Source organism: Candidatus Roizmanbacteria bacterium CG_4_9_14_0_2_um_filter_38_17 (assembly GCA_002788855.1).
GTDB lineage: Bacteria > Patescibacteriota > Microgenomatia.
Window position 1 is genome coordinate 1 of record PFSB01000013.1, and the last position, 18,251, is coordinate 18,251.

General features: G+C 38.3%; 18 protein-coding genes. 14 read left to right on the forward strand and 4 right to left on the reverse strand.

The window, feature by feature from the left end; genetic code table 11:
* A partial coding sequence (locus CO050_02630; protein ID PJC31459.1) for a hypothetical protein occupies positions 1-374 on the reverse strand: 374 nt, incomplete at its 3' end.
* A 363-nt stretch (positions 375-737) separates the two neighbouring features.
* On the opposite strand from CO050_02630, the gene CO050_02635 reads away from it, so the two are divergent.
* Together CO050_02635 and CO050_02640 are read left to right on the forward strand one after the other, a co-directional pair.
* Positions 738-1,139, forward strand: coding sequence for a hypothetical protein (locus tag CO050_02635; GenBank protein ID PJC31460.1), 402 nt, complete (start codon positions 738-740; stop codon positions 1,137-1,139).
* Positions 1,140-1,348: 209 nt separating this feature from the next.
* Positions 1,349-1,570 (forward strand): hypothetical protein, encoded by a 222-nt coding sequence (locus CO050_02640; GenBank protein ID PJC31461.1) that lies wholly within the window; start codon positions 1,349-1,351, stop codon positions 1,568-1,570.
* 516 nt (positions 1,571-2,086) lie between these two features.
* Here the strand turns inward: CO050_02640 and CO050_02645 are convergent.
* Together CO050_02645 and CO050_02650 are read right to left on the reverse strand one after the other, a co-directional pair.
* Complete coding sequence (locus CO050_02645) at positions 2,087-2,551, reverse strand: hypothetical protein (protein PJC31462.1); 465 nt, start codon at positions 2,549-2,551, stop codon at positions 2,087-2,089.
* Between the two features lie 141 nt (positions 2,552-2,692).
* The gene (locus CO050_02650; protein PJC31463.1) at positions 2,693-3,319 is read right to left on the reverse strand and encodes a hypothetical protein; all 627 of its coding nucleotides are present in this window, start codon (positions 3,317-3,319) and stop codon (positions 2,693-2,695) included.
* Between the two features lie 42 nt (positions 3,320-3,361).
* Between CO050_02650 and CO050_02655 the strand changes: the two genes are divergently transcribed.
* The 3 genes from CO050_02655 (at position 3,362) to CO050_02665 (ending at position 6,610) form a co-directional block, all read left to right on the forward strand.
* Entirely contained in the window at positions 3,362-5,128 is a 1,767-nt protein-coding gene (locus CO050_02655; GenBank protein ID PJC31464.1) for a hypothetical protein, read from the forward strand.
* 18 nt (positions 5,129-5,146) lie between these two features.
* On the forward strand, positions 5,147-5,698 hold the full coding sequence (locus tag CO050_02660; protein PJC31465.1) for a hypothetical protein: 552 nt from the start codon (positions 5,147-5,149) through the stop codon (positions 5,696-5,698).
* Positions 5,699-5,767: 69 nt separating this feature from the next.
* Positions 5,768-6,610: a zinc metalloprotease HtpX gene (locus tag CO050_02665; protein PJC31466.1), complete on the forward strand. Its 843-nt coding sequence runs from the start codon at positions 5,768-5,770 to the stop codon at positions 6,608-6,610.
* Here the strand turns inward: CO050_02665 and CO050_02670 are convergent, their stop codons facing one another.
* Complete coding sequence (locus CO050_02670; protein ID PJC31467.1) at positions 6,611-6,880, reverse strand: hypothetical protein; 270 nt, start codon at positions 6,878-6,880, stop codon at positions 6,611-6,613.
* A gap of 169 nt (positions 6,881-7,049) precedes the next feature.
* Here CO050_02670 and CO050_02675 point away from each other — a divergent pair, with 169 nt between their 5' ends.
* From CO050_02675 to atpE, 9 genes are all read left to right on the forward strand, one after another.
* Positions 7,050-9,614 carry a type VI secretion system ATPase TssH gene (locus CO050_02675; protein ID PJC31468.1) on the forward strand — a complete coding sequence of 855 codons (2,565 nt, stop codon included), beginning with the start codon at positions 7,050-7,052 and terminating at the stop codon, positions 9,612-9,614.
* Between the two features lie 65 nt (positions 9,615-9,679).
* A complete protein-coding gene (locus tag CO050_02680; protein PJC31469.1) occupies positions 9,680-9,982 on the forward strand; it encodes an Asp-tRNA(Asn)/Glu-tRNA(Gln) amidotransferase GatCAB subunit C in 303 nt (100 codons plus the stop codon).
* 1 nt (position 9,983) lies between these two features.
* Positions 9,984-11,402: an Asp-tRNA(Asn)/Glu-tRNA(Gln) amidotransferase GatCAB subunit A gene (gene gatA, locus CO050_02685; protein PJC31470.1), complete on the forward strand. Its 1,419-nt coding sequence runs from the start codon at positions 9,984-9,986 to the stop codon at positions 11,400-11,402.
* Position 11,403: 1 nt separating this feature from the next.
* Positions 11,404-12,909 (forward strand): Asp-tRNA(Asn)/Glu-tRNA(Gln) amidotransferase GatCAB subunit B, encoded by a 1,506-nt coding sequence (locus CO050_02690; protein ID PJC31471.1) that lies wholly within the window; start codon positions 11,404-11,406, stop codon positions 12,907-12,909.
* On the forward strand, positions 12,909-16,130 hold the full coding sequence (locus CO050_02695; GenBank protein PJC31472.1) for a DNA polymerase III subunit alpha: 3,222 nt from the start codon (positions 12,909-12,911) through the stop codon (positions 16,128-16,130). Before CO050_02690 ends, CO050_02695 begins: the two co-directional genes overlap by 1 nt.
* A 30-nt stretch (positions 16,131-16,160) precedes the next feature.
* Positions 16,161-16,853, forward strand: a complete 693-nt coding sequence (locus tag CO050_02700) for a hypothetical protein (protein PJC31473.1) — start codon at positions 16,161-16,163, stop codon at positions 16,851-16,853.
* An 88-nt stretch (positions 16,854-16,941) separates the two neighbouring features.
* Complete coding sequence (locus CO050_02705; GenBank protein PJC31474.1) at positions 16,942-17,217, forward strand: hypothetical protein; 276 nt, start codon at positions 16,942-16,944, stop codon at positions 17,215-17,217.
* On the forward strand, positions 17,217-17,954 hold the full coding sequence (gene atpB / locus CO050_02710) for an ATP synthase F0 subunit A (protein PJC31475.1): 738 nt from the start codon (positions 17,217-17,219) through the stop codon (positions 17,952-17,954). The genes CO050_02705 and atpB overlap by 1 nt, the downstream gene beginning before the upstream one ends.
* A 63-nt stretch (positions 17,955-18,017) precedes the next feature.
* A complete protein-coding gene (gene atpE, locus CO050_02715) occupies positions 18,018-18,242 on the forward strand; it encodes an ATP synthase F0 subunit C (GenBank protein PJC31476.1) in 225 nt (74 codons plus the stop codon).
* The last annotated feature ends 9 nt before the right edge of the window (positions 18,243-18,251 follow it).

Consider the following 18,251-nt stretch of genomic DNA (forward strand, 5'->3'; position numbering starts at 1 on the left):
TATTTTTCATTTTTCTGTAATTTCTCGATTAACTTTTGACGAGTTTCTGCAGAAATATCATCCAAACCATCAACAAAAGCAATCAGTGCTTCTTCGCCAAATTGACCAGTGAAACTGCTCATTGTCTGATTTAACAGAGATAGTAAGACATTTTTCTGTCTAACTGCTGGTTTATAGACGTGGGTTTTTCCTTCCAGTTTTCGTTTCAGTAAACCCTTGTCTACCAGGCGGGTCATAATAGTTTGGATGGTGTTGTAAGCAATCTCCCGATTCTGGTCCAAGCACTCGACAACATCTCGGGCAGTGCAATGCTGCCTTTTCCAAATACAACCCATTACTTCCTGTTCCAATGGTCCCAATGAGACATTTTTCATATTTACAAGTGTAGGACTTTATAGTTAATTATTCAATAGGAATGAAGACTTCTTTTGTATATCGCCACAAACTGATAGAAAGTTTATTGCTATTTTATTTTTCCTTTATTAGACTGTAGCTATTAGAAAGTAAAGGCCTAACGAAACAATCGGGGCTAGTTCCGGAGACAATCAAAGTATCAAGAGTCTTATTTATAGATAAAACAGCTATGTCAGACATAACAAGACTAATCGAACCATTTGAATTAAACCATGGCTTTGGAGAGAACCCTGCAAATTATGTCCGCTTTGGACTGAAAGGGCATAATGGTTGGGACTTAAAGACGAAGTTTCCAGATAACACCTCAAGGTTTTAGAAACATTTTGTCTTCTTGGCCATCCAAATTTTATGTTCAAGGCAACGAAGGGAATGATGGCTTCGGTCTGTACTTTGAAGTAATTATCCAGCTATATAACACTTATAAATTAACTTATGCGCACTGTAAGTCTATTGAGAGTTTTGAGAATAGAAACGAAGGCGACCCGATGGCTATTAGTGACAATACTGGCAACAGTACCGGAAGTCACCTGCACCTAACAGTGAAGCGAGGGCAACTCTCAAACGGTAAGTTCACAAGTGATAACTATAACAATGGATACTTTGGAGCAATTAACCCACAAGAATTCTTTGACGAGTTAAGAAAGTATAAAGTTGTAGCTTTCTGGTCAGTTGTTGTTAATACAGTCAGAAAATGGCTAACAGCAGATGAATATATTGAGAACTAATTTTCTATGAGCAATAAACCAGTTGATACCGTCAGTATGCTAGAACGCGTTGCTAAACTCGAAGAACGAGTTGGACGTAGTTTTTCGTTTCCTATTTAAAGGTTTGGAAAAACTGCAAGATTTCATTCGAATTAAAGTTTGATCAAACACTATACGAGCATGAAGTTGTCGGAGTTATTTTCAGAGCAAAAGATTTAGATAACTATTTTATGATCGAGATTAGAGGAGATAATCCTAACGGCTCATCTAAGCCTAAATCTTTAACTCCGCATATAAGGTTTAAATCCGGTTGGAAAGCAACTATAGATAAAGAAATCGTTCAATTCGATTTTAAAAAGTTTAGAAAAATTGAAATTCATATTTATGAAAAAGAGGCAAAGTTCTTTAATAAAAAACTTTTCTGGAATGGTAGGTTTCAGAGCGCATTGTGACGGCCAAGGAGGTATTGTTCGTAATCTATAAATAGAACCCCTACTTGACTGATTAAAGATCTTATAATTGGAGATAGTTTTTGATACCAATATGGCTCTTTAGTGTAGTGAGTTGTAAAATTAAGTCTGGAGTAACTAAATTTCGTAGGTTCAAGCGAAATACGGTTACCCGCTTACGTATTACATATCTTTGTTTTACGTGTAACTGGGTTATTTTGTTTAAAACCGGGTTTTAAAATAAACGGAATTTACTCTAACCCGAGGGTTGGGGTAGGGCTTGTTTTGGCTCTATTAAAAACTGGGTTTTTAATAAAATATCTTGTATAAATGGTGGCTGACCCTAACTCACTAGTTATTTTAAAACCGGGTTTTAAAACAAAGTTTGGGCTGTATATAAGCTACACGTAACCCCGGGGTTGTAAATAAGATTATGGTGAATAGGTCTTTCCATAGCATCCTTTGGACTTGATGTATTCTTTGGCTTCGGCGGCTTTTTCTGAACAGAACCATTCTTCGTCAATATCTAGCTGCACAATAGTGACGGAGTATACACCACACCCAGGAAACATATAGGTCTTTTGATGAACCTGCCTGATTAATATTAACCTTGATAGCGCACTTTGGATCAGGTGTCACCTTCTGACTACAAACTTCAGAATATAACCCAATCTTACCTTGTCTAGCTATATCTCCTTCTTCTCTTAAGTGTTTAGCTTGAGTAGTATAAGTACTGGTAACCCTCCCATATCCCTCTCTTGCCATAACCTCATTAATCAACTTATCACCCACATGCACCAAAGCAATTGACCTCTCATGTGATCCTCTAAAAATCTCACTCAATTTCACCCTCTTACCTCCTACCAGCTCTTCCAATCTATCCTTTGCTTCTTCCCCATAACAAAACTCTAACTCAGGAGTGTTAATATCAGCTAGTCTCACCTTTAATCCATCGGTGGTCTCAAAAGTATCTCCATCAATAATCCTTGCAACTTCTAATGTATTTTGCTCACTTCATAATTTGTTATTGTTAAATAGCAATCCCAAATTAAGAAAAGCTGAAACCAATAGAACAAGCCATATAATTATAGTCTTGCTTTTCTTTTTCCTTGCCACTTAAGTTAATTATAGCTTTATTATTCTTTCTGTTCCTAGTACTTTCACGCTATTGCTATCTTCTACAGTAATTGCTTCGCCGTCTTTTAGGAGATAGAGTCTACGGCCCGCTTTCCAGTGGAATTTGATTTGTTCTAGTTGCTCTTCTCTGTAATGAGGGTAGATCTCAAAATCTATTAGGCCTAAGCCTGGGAAGATGCTTGCACCTATCTCTGGATCATCAAGGAAGAGCTCTGAGGTGTACTGGGTTTGGGAACAGACCATGCTACCAGCACTGGACCCAACATAAATAACTCCCTTACTAATAAGTTTGGGAATTAGCTTATTAAGCTCGAGCCTTCGGAGCCAGTAAAGCAGGTATCCTGGCATGCCTCCTGCCATCCAGATAAGATCTGCTTGTTTTAGCTTAGATGCTACGTCTACCTTGTGGTAGTTTTCTAGTTCTAATATCTCCAGGCTTTTGGATATAGATTTTGCAACAGTAATTGATTCACTAGTTTTCCAACTACCCCAAAACTCTCCATTGGCGGCTGTAGGGATATATGTAATATGTTTGCTTGATAAATCACCGGCAAACTCTTTAAGTTTTTTTATACTATCAGGATGCTTTGCAGTAGATGCGAGAAAAAGCTTCATTTTGAAATTTTATCACACCAAAATATTTGGTAAAATGCGGGTATGACCCAGAAATATCCATCTAACCAAGAGTTAGCTCAGACTTTGGGTAATGTGGCGGCTGTTTATGAGATTATGGGAGAGAGTTTTTTTAAGATCCGGGCGTATAAGAATGCGGCGGACGCTGTCGAACAATCAAACGAAGAGATAAAGGATATCTGGGAAAAGGGAGCTCTCCAGAAAGTGCCAGGAATAGGAGCGAGCATCGCCCAACATATTGATGAGATTTTTAAAACGGGTAAAAGTCGCCATATAGAAATGGTGTTAGCAAAGGCACCAGTGACAGTATATAAATTACTGGAGTTACCAGGTGTGGGACCTAAAACAGCTGGTAGGCTAGCTTTTGAGCTAAAGCTTTCCAATCCAAAAACACTTTTTGCCGATCTAAAGTTGGCAGCTGACAATAACCTCATAGCTGGGCTTGAAGGCTTTGGCCAAAAATCCCAGGATGAAATCATTGAATCAATAAAACGCTTCAAAAAGACAAGTAAGCAAGAAAAAAGAGTACTTACATCAGATGCTTTAGCACTTGCTGATAGATTTGTTGAATATATGAGCAGTTGCCACGAGCTATCAGAAATTCAGGCTTTGGGCTCTTTAAGAAGACAAAAAACTACGGTTGGAGATCTAGACTTTGCTGTGGTAACAGATATACCCGGGAAAGTTGTAGAGCATTTTACAAGCTGGGGAGAGGTTCAAAAAATCTTGGCAGCAGGGGAAAATACTGCTAGGATTATTCATGTATCTGGAACCCAGATAGATATTAAAACAACCACTAAAAGTATGTATGGCTCAATGCTGCAGCACTTTACTGGATCTAAAGAGCACAACGTAGCTTTGCGCGAATATGCCCAGAAAAACAATTTATCTTTATCTGAAAAAGGCATAAAAGACTCTAAAAGCAAGCTTACAAAATTTAGTAGTGAAAAGGGGTTTTATAATTCCTTAGGGATGGATTTTATTCCCCCTGAAATGAGAGAAAATAGAGGAGAGATAGAGTTGGCTTTAGCTCATAAGTTGCCAAAATTGGTTGATCAAAAAGATATTAGGGGAGATCTGCATATACATTCTAATTTTCCAATTGAGCCTAGTCATGATCTTGGCAAGGATTCGATGGCTAGTATTATTAAGCAAGCGGAAGAGCTAGGATATAAATATATAGCTTTCAGTGAACATAACCCCCAAAAAGGACTATCTAATGAAGAAAAACTAAGACTAATAGTTAAGAAAAAAGCAGTAATAGATAAACTTAATACTGATATAGTTGTTCTAAACTCGCTGGAGGTTGATATTTTGCACGATGGGACACTGCCGCTTGACAATAAGGCTCTGATCCAACTGGATCTAGTGATAGTCTCACTCCACTCAAGTTTCAGGCAAAACAAAGAAGATATGACGAAAAGAATTCTCAAAGGGTTGTCGCATCCTAAAGCTAAGGTCATGGGTCATCCCACAGCTCGGCTGATTCAGCAAAGAGAAGGAGTGGATGCAGACTGGAGCAAGGTATTTAGATTTTGTGCTGAAAATGGCAAAGCTCTGGAAATAAACGCTAGTGGAGACAGACTTGATTTGCCTGAAGACCTGGTAAAGGAAGCAAAAGAATATGGAGTGATGTTTGTGCTAGGAACAGATGCGCACGAAGCGGCAGGCTTAATGAAGATGCCCGCAGCTATCTCAGTTGCACGCAGAGCCTGGTTAGAATCTAAAGATATAATTAATACCTGGCCAGTAGATAAGTTTAAAAAATGGTTGTATGATGAGAAGAGTTAGGGAAGGATGTGATATGAAATGAATACAGGATTATATATATTTATAGCAATAGTTGTAGTGGCAGGATTCGTCTGGAGTCTATACAATGGACTTGTTACCGTTAGAGAAAGAATCAAAGAAGCATGGAGCGGTATTGATGTTCAACTAAAGCGTAGAGCAGATCTGATTCCTAACCTTGTTGAAGCAGTGAAGGGATATGCAAAGCATGAAAGCCAAGTCTTTGAGAATGTGACAAAAGCACGCTCAGCGATCATGGGAGCAACAACACCAAAACAAGCAGCAAATGCTGATAATATGTTAACAGGTGCCCTAAAAAGCCTATTTGCAGTAGCAGAAAACTACCCAACATTAATGGCTAGTACGAGTTTTCAGAATTTACAGCGACAGCTCGAAGACACTGAGGATAAAGTGGCATTTTCACGCCAATTTTATAACTCAAACGTCTTAGACTTTAATACCAAAATTAAAGTGTTTCCAAATGTATTAATTGTTGGAATGCTTGGATTTACTGCGGTTGAGTTTTTTGAAGCAACAGAAGTAGAGCGAGAAAACGTTAAAGTTAAGTTTTAAGTCACAGGCTCATAAATAGTGAATATACACCAGCAAATTGCAGGTAATAAGCGTAAAACATACATCGTGATGGTGTTATTTGTGCTGTTTATATCAACTATGGCCTATGTATTTGGGGAGGCAGGAAGTGGCTATGGTTGGATCTACGGAATAATTGCCTTAGTGTTTTCTGTATTTGGGAGCTTTGGTAGTTATTTCTATAGTGATAAGGCTGTACTGGCTCTTTCTAATGCCAAACTAACGGATAAAAATCGTGACTATGATTTCTATACAGCTGCAGAGAATATGAGGATTGCTTCAGGTCTTCCCATGCCAAAGCTATATGTCATTGAAGATCAGGCTCTAAACGCCTTTGCTACGGGTCGGGATCCTGAGCATGGTGTAGTTGTAGCAACGCGTGGATTGCTTCAGCGTTTGGATCGCTCAGATATTGAGGGAGTGGTAGCTCACGAAATGAGCCATATTAAGAACTTTGATACGAGGCTCATGATGATAGTTGCCATTTTGGTTGGTTCAGTAGCGCTTCTAGCTCATTTTTTTATGCGCAGTATGTTTTGGGGTTCTGGAAACAGGGATAAAGGAAAAGGTGGAGGGATAATGATTGTGCTTGCAATAGTTTTTGCAGTATTAGCGCCCATTATTGCTACGCTTATTCAGTTAGCTATCTCGAGAAGACGTGAGTATTTGGCAGATGCATCAGCCGCTAACATGACTAGGAATCCTGAGGGATTAGCAAGTGCTTTGGAAAAAATATCTGTTGATCACGCTGTTTTGCAAACTGCTACTTCTGCAACAGCTCATCTTTTTATTTCCAATCCATTTAGATCAAAAGAAGCGCGCTCCTGGTTTACTAATTTTTTCAATACCCATCCACCTATTGAGGAGAGAATCAAGATTTTACGGGGAATGTAGTTAGAGTGAGGGAATTATTTCGTCAGATAACTGCCCACAAAATCCACATTTAGCAACTAGTGGCTCAATTGATGAACCAATGAGTCTTTCGTCAATTCCAGCTTGTCTTTCTAAAAGCGTAAGTCTTATTAATTGATTTGAACCGAGACAGTGCTCTCCTAGGGGGTTATTGTGTTCAGGTATAATGTACGCAGTATTTGAACATTCTGGTTCAGAATATTCAGCACAGAACTCAGGACTAACACTTACTGGTCTTAATTTGAAACCCATTCAGAGTATTATATAACCAATTCTGGAGTTATGGCGTTACTAGTGTATTAAAGGCTAAGCCTTCCATTTCATGAAGGGCTTAGCCTTATACTCGCATATTTTGTTAGATTATGAATGGTTATTTGTAGCACTCTAGACAAATGAGTGCTAATATGTTATAGTTTTTTTTATGGAACCAAATAAGTTTACACAAAAGTCGCAAGTTGCTTTAGCCCGTGCCCAGGAACTTGCACGTGAATACAAGCATAGTGAAATTAATGATCTGCACTTATTAGCTGGCTTGTTAGGTGAAGGAGAAGGGGTTATAGCTGAGATTTTTACCCATCAGAAAATAGCTATTAATAAAGCGTTACAAGAAGTTATGGCTGCTATTGGGGACCTTCCAGCACTTTCTGAAGCACAGGATGTTAGTGTTATATCTCCAGCGCTGCGAGATGTTTTAGCAGAGGCGGAATCATCCTCTAAAAAAATGGGCGATGAATATATCTCCCGAGAGCATCTTTTACTGGCAATAATGGAAAAAGGGGCAAATGGTCAGCTCATGCTTAATAAACTAGGTCTTGAGATAGATGCTGTTAAAGAGGCGCTTGAGGCAGTGCGGGGATCACAGAAAGTAACAACTGCCGACCCTGAGGGCACATATAATGTGATTGAGAAATATACAACTGATCTAACAAATTTAGCTCTGAACAATAAACTGGATCCAGTAATTGGTAGGGATGAGGAAGTTAGACGGCTTATGCAGGTTTTAGCAAGGCGAACTAAAAATAATCCAATTCTTTTGGGTGATCCAGGGGTTGGTAAGACCGCTATAGTTGAGGGAATGGCGCAGAGAATAGCTACGGGTGATGTTCCAGATGTGCTTAAAGGAAGACATATTATTGCGTTGGATATGGGAACTTTGCTGGCAGGAGCTAAGTTTAGAGGAGAGTTTGAGGAAAGACTTAAAGCTCTACTAGCTGAAGTTGAAAAAGGGAAGGGCAAATATATTCTTTTTATTGATGAGGTGCATACATTGGTGGGCGCTGGAGCAGTAGAAGGAGCAGTTGACGCATCCAATATGCTCAAGCCAGCCTTAGCTCGTGGTGGATTACATGCGATTGGAGCAACCACAGTTAGCGAATATCGAAAGTATATTGAAAAGGATGCGGCACTAGAGCGCAGGTTCCAGCCTATTAATGTAGGAGAGCCCACAGTTGAAGATACTGTAGCAATACTTCGAGGTCTTAAGGAGAAATATGAACTTCATCATGGAATAAAAATAACAGATGAAGCTGTGCTGGCAGCAGCGACTTTATCTGATAGATACATAGCAGATAGATTTTTACCAGACAAGGCGATTGATCTTATTGATGAGGCAGCTGCAAGGCTTAAAATTGAAACCCAGAGCATGCCTGAGGAACTGGATAAACTGCAACGCAAGATTACTCAGCTAGAGATTGAATACCAGGCAGTAAAGAAAGATAAGGATAAAAGCGCTAAAGTAACAGAAATAAACAAAGAATTAGCTGATCTAAAAGAAAAACAGCAGGGTTTGTCAATGCGCTGGGAGGCACAAAAAACGATTATTTCGGGTGTACAGGAACTTAGAGAGCAACAGGATAAATTGCGTATTGAATTAGAAAATGCTGAGCGTGATGTAAAGCTAGAGGAAGCAGCTGAAATTAAGTATGGCAAATTGCCAGAACTAGATAAAAAGCTTAAGGAAAAAGAAGCAGAGTGGAAAAAGATTCCTGAAGATCAACGCCTTCTGCAAGAAAATGTCACCGAGCAGGATATTGCCAGAGTTGTTTCCCGTTGGGTAGGCGTACCTGTAACAAGGTTGTTAAAATCGGAGGCAGATAAACTTGTTAACCTTGAACAGGAATTACAAGAGATTGTTATTGGGCAGGATCACGCACTGACTCAAGTAGCAAAAGCTGTTAGGAGAAGCAGAGCCGGTATTAGTGAAGAAGGGAGACCAGTAGGGGTATTCTTATTTTTGGGTCCCACAGGAGTTGGTAAAACTGAAACTGCCAAAGCATTAGCTGAAAAATTATTTGGAGATGAAAAATTGCTTACAAGAATAGATATGAGTGAGTATCAGGAGTCACACACAGTAGCGAGATTAATTGGAGCACCTCCTGGATATGTTGGGCATGACGAAGGTGGACAGCTTACAGAAGCAGTAAGGCGAAAACCTTATTCAGTTATTCTGCTAGATGAAATAGAAAAAGCAAATCCTCAAGTATTTAATGTTTTTTTGCAGTTGTTTGATGATGGAAGACTTACAGATAGTAAGGGTAGAACCGTGGATTTTTCTAATACGATTATTATTATGACTTCGAATATAGGGAGTGATCTTTGGAAAGAAGGTAAAAATGCATCTGACTTTGAAAGTGAAGTAATGGAAAAAGTTAACCATACTTTTAAACCTGAGTTTATTAATCGTATAGATGCGATTATTCTCTATAACAGCCTATCTAAAGAAATGCTCTTTAAAATAGTTGAGGTAAAGCTAAAAGCTGTCTATGCGAGACTAGCAAAGCAGGGAATAACGGTAGAGATAACCATGGCAGCTAAAAATTACCTCTCTGAAAAAGGGTTTGATGAAACGTATGGGGCCAGGCCCTTAGCAAGGCTGATAGAAAATGATATTCTTGATGAGTTGGCTCTGCAGATTGTTGATGGAACCATTAAAGAGGGTGACAAAGTAAAAATCGACTCTAAGGATGGAAGAATCGTATTCTCTTAGATAAATAACATATGAAGATCGGATCTTTATGTGAACTTGTTCGGTGGGGGTAAAGAGGGTACAATATGGGCATGAAGGCTAAGATAACTCCTGATGAAGTAAAGCATATTGGAGAGCTTGCGAACCTTAAGATAGCTACAAAAGATCTAGAGAAATACGCGAGTGATTTAAGTGAGGTTATTAGTTATGTTTCTAGAGTTCAAAAGGCTGATGTTAAGGGAGTTTTGCCAACAAATCAGGTTACAGGGCTATCTAATGTGTTTAGGGAAGATGTTGTTGATTCCTCAAGAATGCTTACACAAAGCGCGGCTTTATCTAATGCAAAGAGAAAACACGATGGATATTTTGTAATAGATTCAATCTTCTAATATGCTTCTTGACGAAACAATATCAAATCTATCAAAAAAACTAAGATCTAGAGAGCTTTCTTCGGTTGATTTGGTTAAAGATGCATACAAAAATATAGACAAATATAATAGCAAGATTAACTCCTTTATAACACTGCAAGATAAGAATGATGTTTTAAAAGAGGCTGAATTATCTGATAAAAATAGAGATATAGATTCCTCTCCCTTAAATGGTATCCCATTTGTGATGAAGGATTCTTATGTAACTTGTGGGATTAGGACTACTTCTGCATCTAAAGTCTTGGAGGATTATGTACCACAATACAGCGCTACTGTTTATCAGAAACTTCTTGATTCTGGAGCAATATTAATAGGAAAAAACAATATGGACGCATGGGGACACGGTGGAACAAATGAGAATTCTGATTTTGGGCCTGTCAAAAACCCTTGGGATGTTTCGCGCGTAGCTGGGGGATCTGGAGGAGGAACAGCTGCTTCTGTATCTATCAGAATGACTGCTTTTGGGATTGGAGAGGATACGGGAGGTTCAATCCGTAACCCGGCAGCCTGGACAAATACGACTGGTTTAAAGGTAAGTTATGGGCGTGTGTCCAGATATGGCTGCATTGCTTATGCTTCTTCTTTTGATACAGTTGGACCAGCGGCAAAAACAGTTGAAGATTGTGCTTATGTTTTGCAAGAAATAGCTGGTGTTGATTCTAAGGATGCAACTAGCTCACCAGTAGAAGTGCCTAACTATTCTAAAGATTTAGCTAAAAGCATTAAAGGAATGACAGTCGGAATCCCTGAAGATTTTTTTAGTGAGGGATTAGATCAGGAAATTCACAAAGCTATAGATGAAGCTGTAGAAGTATATAGAAGTTTGGGGGCCGTAATTAAAAAAGTAAAGTTTTCGCTACTAGATTATGCAATACCAGTCTACTACTTAATTGGTCCCAGTGAAACTAGTTCTAATTTGGCCCGCTTTGATGGCCTGCGTTTTGGAAATGGAAGAGATAAATTTACAGATGAAACAAGTAGAAGAATAATGATAGGTACCTACAGCCTATCTTCTGGTTATTATGATGCATATTACAGACGAGCTCAGTGCGTTCGAACACTATTTATTAAGGAATATGGCGAGATGCTTTCTAAATGTGATGTACTTTTGGCTCCAGTGACGCCATATGCTCCAACAAAAATAGGAGAATTGGTAAGCGATCCTTTACAGAATCTTTTGGTAGATATTTACACAGTAACTACAAATCCTGTAGGTATACCGTCTCTTGCCTTGCCCTGTGGATTCGATACTAATAAATTACCAATAGGTATGCAGATTATGGGATCAATGTTTAGTGAAGATTTGTTACTAAGGATGGGGCACGCTTATCAAATGGAAACAGATTGGCATAAAGTTAAACCGCCAATACTGGATAAATAAGATGACTAATAGCAAATATACACCAATAATAGGGTTGGAGATACATATTGAGCTGGGGACGGCGAGCAAGATGTTTTGTGGCTGTAAGAATGATCCCTTTGGGGCAGAAAAACCCAATATTTACACCTGCCCAGTTTGCCTTGGTTTGCCGGGAGCGCTACCTGTACCAAATAAAAAAGCAGTTGACTGGGTGATAATGTTAGGTCAGGCCTTGGGTTGTAAGATCGCTAAAAATTCAAGGTTTGACCGAAAGAATTATTTTTATCCGGATTTACCAAAAGGGTATCAGATTAGTCAATACGATGAGCCACTGGCAGTGGGTGGTGAACTTGCTGGTGTACATATAACCAGAGTTCATTTGGAAGAAGATACGGGAAAATTAATACATGCAACAGTTAAGAATAAGAAAGTTAGCCTTGTGGATTTTAATCGGAGTGGAGTAGCATTGGTAGAGATAGTAACAGAACCAGATATTAGAAGTAGTGAGCAAGCAGTGATGTTTTTGAAACGATTGCGCCAGATTGTGCGTTACTTAGGTATATCTGATGCAGATATGGAAAAGGGGTCGATGAGGATAGAGCCAAATATCTCTCTTTCCAGGTATGTCAACTCAGTACATTCCAGGAATGTACAGGAATTGCCTAATTATAAGGCGGAGGTGAAGAATATTAATTCGTTTAAGTTTGCAAAAAAAGCTATTGATTATGAATTAAAACGACATGAGGAGATTCTAGAAAAAGGCCAAACACCAAAACAAGAAACCCGTGGCTGGGATGAGAAGAAAAATATTACTGTTTCACAGAGACTTAAGGAGGAGGCGAATGATTATAGATATTTTCCCGAGCCAGACATTCCTCCTATGAACTTTGCTAAGCCCTACCTGGATAGAATAAGAGCAGAGATTCCTGAATTGCCAGATCAAAAATTTAACAGATATATTAAAGAATATGGGCTTTCAGAATATGATAGTGAAATATTGTCTGTAAATCGAGAAGTAGCATTATGGTTTGAAGAGTCTGTTGCTGCATATGTTCAGACTGTTACCTCGGGGATAAAACAGAAGAAAAATGTGCAACCATCCGCTTATGCAAAAGTCATTGCAAACTGGATTACCGGAGACTTGGCTAATTTGCTTAAAAAAGATAAAGTTAAGATTGGTGAGATAAAGTTATTGCCTGCACACTTAGCGGAGTTGCTTTATCTTGTAGATAAGGGTGAGATATCTTCAACAGCAGCTAAAAGAGTATTTATCAAAGTATATAAAACCGGTGAAACTCCCTCTAATATAGTTAAAGAACTAGATTTGGGAATTGATCAGAATAGTTCTGCTCTTAAAAAAATAGTTGAGGAAGTAATGAACACAAATTACAAAGCAGTTGAAGAGCTTAAGGCCGGAAAAGGGGCAGCTATCGGCTTTTTAATTGGGCAAGTGATGCAAAAAATGAAAGGCAAAGCTGATGCAATAACAGTGAGTAAGCTAATTAAGGAGTTATTGGTAAATAAGTAATGAGTAAATTTGTCCATCTACATGTCCATAGTGAATATTCCCTTCTTGATGGCTTGGCTAAACTTCCAAAATTAATAAAGAGAACCAAGGAACTTGATATGGATGCTGTTGCTTTAACAGACCATGGCGCTATGTATGGGGCGTATAATTTTTATCGTGAAGCAACAAAGGCAGGAATTAAGCCAATCATAGGATGTGAGGTTTATCAGGCGGAAGGATCAATTTATGATGAACCGCCACCGGGTAAGAAAAAAGATAGATATCATCTGTTGCTTTTGAGCAAAAACGAAACAGGATACAAAAATCTTATGAAACTGACGTCAATAGCTCACCTTGACGGATTTCATTATAAGCCTAGAATCGACCTAGATGTTTTAGCAAAATATAGTGAGGGTTTAATCTGTCTCTCAGGCTGTCTGCAAGGTCTTTTAAACCAATATATATTGCACGATGAAGATAACAAAGCAGAAGAGCTTGTGCAGAAATTCATGAAGATATTTCCAGAGGACCATTATTATCTTGAGTTGCAGAGGCACCCGGGAATTACTGAGTTAAATAAGGTGAATGATAAACTTCTGGATCTATCGAGAACCTATGGCATTCCTGTTGTTGCGACTAATGACGTTCACTATCTTAAAAAAGAGCATGCAGAGGCTCAGGAGATTCTGCTGTGTATTCAAACCCAGAGTACCATGCTCGAAAAAAATAGACCACTTTCGATGATAGATACACCAGATTTTTATATGAAATCCGCTCTTGAAATGCAAGAGCAGTTCCAAGATATACCTGAGGCGATAGAAAACACTGTAAAAATTGCAGAAATGGTAGATATTAAGATTAAAGAGGGTAAATTGATTCTACCTCCATTTGAGGTGCCAGATGGCTCAAAACCTAGAGATTATTTGCGAAAAATAAGCTTAGAAAAATTACCATCTAGATATACCAATGCTAGTGAGGAAGTAAAAAAAAGACTGAAATATGAGTTAGAGGTGATTATTAGCAAGGGATATGCAACTTATTTCCTGATTGTGGCAGATTTTGTGAATTGGGCTAAAAAGCATGGCATCGCAGTTGGTCCAGGTCGTGGGTCGGCGGCTGGATCATTAGTTGCCTACTTGCTTGGAATAACTGCTCTGGACCCAATTGATCTCGAACTGCCTTTTGAGAGATTTTTGAATCCTGACCGCCCATCCTCGCCAGATATTGATTTAGATTTTGCGGATAATAGAAGGGATGAGGTTATTGAATATGTTGTTAAGAAGTATGGAGAAGATCATGTAGCGCAGATAATCACATTTGGGTCCATGGATGCTCGACAGGCAATTCGTGATGTAGGTCGGGCACTAGGAATGCCATACTCTGCGCCTGATCGAATTGCTAAATTGATTCCACCAAACTTTCAGGGATTTAAAAAGACAATTGACGACGCACTTGAGGAGTCTAAAGAGCTTAAGATGGCGTATAGTAGTGAAGATGAAACCAAAAAATTACTTGATTTAGCTAAGCAACTTGAAGGTGTATCTAGACACGCATCGGTGCACGCTGCCGCGGTTGTTATAGCAGATAAGGATTTGACGGAATACACACCACTCCTTCGAGAATCAAAAGGAAATAAGATTATTACACAGTACGATATGTATGCTTTGGATATCAATGCTGATTCAGACGGGAGAGCTATTGGGCTACTTAAAATGGACTTTTTAGGTTTACGGACCTTAACAATTCTCCAAAGTACAGTTGAGTACATTCAACAGACTCGGGGGAAAACACTCGATGTATATAAATTGCCAATAGGCGATAAAAAAACATATGAAATGATCTCAAGCGGTGAAACGACGGGAGTATTTCAACTTGAAAGTAGGGGAATGAGGCAATTAGCAAAAAAGCTAGAACCAAATAAGTTTTCGGACATATCAGCTATGGTTGCTTTGTATAGGCCTGGACCTATGCAGTGGATTAATGATTTTATTGCTGGCAAGCAAAATCCAAATAAGATTAGGTATCCGCATCCAGATTTAAAATCTGTGCTATCTGAGACATATGGTATTGCCGTTTATCAAGAGCAATGTATGCAAATTGCCAATCAGCTAGCTGGATATAGCATGGTTGAGGCAGATGCATTACGTTATGCCATCGGTAAGAAAAAGAAAAAAGCTATGCAGAAAGAAAAGATTAAGTTTATTGCTGGCTGCCAAAAAAATGGCTACAACAAAGAGGTGGCAGAAAAAATATGGTCTCTGATTGAAAAATTTGCTGCGTACGGCTTTAATAAGCCACATTCTGCTTCCTATGGACTTATTGCTTATCAGACAGCATATATGAAGACTCACTACCCTGTGGAGTTTATGACTGCTGTACTTTCCGCAGAGAGTCGAGCAACTTCTGGCCCGATTAGAGATGAAAAAATGGCACAAGCGGTTAAGGAATGTAAAAGAATGAAGATCAAGTTATTAACTCCAGATGTCAATAAATCAATGTCTGACTTTGCGATTGAGAATAATAATTCAATTAGATTTGGATTATCTGCTGTTAAAAATGTTGGCCGCGCGGCAATTGAGGTGTTATTGGCTGCAAGAATAAAAGGAGAGGATTTCAAATCACTTAGTGATTTTACACGTAAGGCTGACTTGTCTAAAGTTAATAGGAAGACAATAGAGAGCTTGATTAAAGCTGGGGCGATGGACAAATATGGCAATAGAATGGCGTTGCTTTCAGCTCTACCTGAAATTATGGCTAAGACTAATAGTTATAAAAAACAACAGGCATCTGGCCAATCAATGCTTTTTGGTGACGTGGCAGTTGAGGAAAATGATAACCTGCTTGATCTAGGAGAGCTAGACAGAAACCAACAATTGGTTCTGGAGAAAGAGATGTTGGGGTTTTACTTATCTGATCACCCTCTGAGCTTATATAGTGAAGCTTTGAGTAAGTTGGTGACACATAGCATAGCGGAAGTAGGGGAGGAGTTAGTGAATGAAAATATTAAAATTGGAGGAATTGTCTCAAGTCTTAAAAAAGTATATACACGGAAAGATAACAAAGAAATGGCGTTTGGAAGAATTGAGGATGAATCTGGAGCTGTGGATTTTGTAGTTTTTCCTAAATCATTTGAGAGGTATAAGTCTATTTTTGATTCTGATGGAATATTGGTAATTGCTGGTAAGGTAAATATGAGAGATGAAGGAATAAATGTAATGGTGGATAAAATCAAGACCCTGTAGACTTAAGTAAGGTTAAGCCTTACATTAAAAATGGCACGTAATATAAAATTTATGACAGGCAATTTTTATCATGTGTATAACCGTGGTGTTCGTAAATCTGATATATTTCTAAAAAATCAAGACTACAAAAGATGGGAGAAGCTTTTATATTGGTGTAATAATTATGACTACTCATATAGTAGGTATCTATCAAGACTGTTTCAAATTAAGAGAAAAGGTGGTTCTGTTGAGCAACTTAACGAATTAGTTAGAATGCATAAGCTAGATACTCCACTTGTGGATATCCATGCGTTCGTGGAGATGTCAAACCATTTTCACCTACTTTTACGACAGATAAGTGATGATGGAATAGCTAAATTTATGCAAAAGCTAGCTACTGCTTATGCAATGTATTTTAATTTAACAGTGGGTTTTAAGGGAGCTGTATTTGAGGGAAGTTACTGTGCGGTTGAAGTGCTATCTGATGCCCAGCTTATGCAATTATTTCGATATATTCATCTTAACCCTCAAGCTGCCGGACTAGTAGACATCGAGAATCTTTTGAGTTATCAGTGGTCTTCGCTTTCCAGCTATTGTTCGGGTTCAGATGACAAAGCGCTAACCAAAGATTTCTTCTTAGGTTTATTTAAAAGTAAAGATGATTTACTCGAGTTTATTGTATCAGCAGCGGTTGAAGGTAATCATGAATTGTTGAAAGATGTAGTGATAGATGATCACTCATGAAGGCCGTTAATTCAACCTCAAGTAAGGCTTAGCCTTACTTGAGGTGTTGTGGGAAATTATATGCTGAGTTTGGTATAATGAAATCTTCTTGACTAAGAAAGATTACATACATATAATAGACGTAGATAAGGGTAAAAGAAGTAGGGAGGTTGGAAAAAAGTCGGACGAGTCTCTAAATAGAGCTATGACACTTGCGTCAGAGCTTGGGATTCAGATAGCTTTTCCGATAGTGTTAGGCGTAGGACTGGGTTACTGGATAGATAAAGTACTGGGTAACAATCAACCTATATTTACACTATCTCTTTTATTTTTTGGAATAGTAGTAAGTTTTTATACGTTATTTAAAAAAGTTAAAACTTTATAATGGAAAAGGAAATACATATTAGTCTTCCCGCACAAACATTATTTCATATTGGTGGGTTACCCGTAACTAACACTTTGCTGATAACCTGGGTGGTAATGTTCTTTCTTATAGTTTTTTCATATAGAGTAAGTAGGAATCTAAAAAATAAACCAGGAAAGCTTCAGATGGTTGTTGAAATTGTAATAGGTGGTATATATGGATTGTTTGAAAAGATTACGGGTCACAATACAGCTAAATTCTTTCCGCTTTTAGCTACAATCTTTTTGATAGTGCTATTTTCAAATTGGACTGGTTTGCTACCAGGAATGGAATCGATATTTACCACAGTGATTGAACATGGACATGAGATTCATATTCCTATCTTGCGTGCTCCATCGACTGATTTAAACTTTACTCTCGCACTGGCGATTTCTGCAGTAGTCTTTATTCAGTTTTTTGGTTTGAGAAATTTGGGTATTAATTATTTGAGTAAATTTATTGATTTTAAAAACCCAATTAACTTTTTTGTGGGCATATTAGAGATAATATCTGAATTTGCTAAGGTTGTTTCATTTGCTTTTCGTTTATTTGGCAATATATTTGCGGGAGAAGTTCTTTTAATTGTAATAGCTTCTTTAGCTCCTCTTTTGGCACCGTTGCCCTTTTTAGCACTGGAGTTGTTTGTAGGCTTTATACAGGCGATTGTGTTTTCTATGTTAACAGCTGTATTTTTAAATGTGGCAGTGAGTAAACATTAGGGGTTGATAAAATGATATCAACAATGTATAAGTATATTTTAAATAAGAGGGAGGTGAATAAGTGTGGAATCTGATTTAAGTTCAATTGGTGCAGCGTTAGCTATCGGGCTTGGAGCTCTTGGTCCAGGGTTAGGTATAGGTATGCTTGGTAAAGGAGCAATGGAGGCTTTGGGACGAAATCCTGAGGCTGAAAGCCAAATTCGTACAAGTATGATTTTGGCAATTGCTTTTGCTGAGGCAATCGCAATTTATGCTTTAGTTGTTGCATTAATAATTAAATTCGTATAGGAATACTAG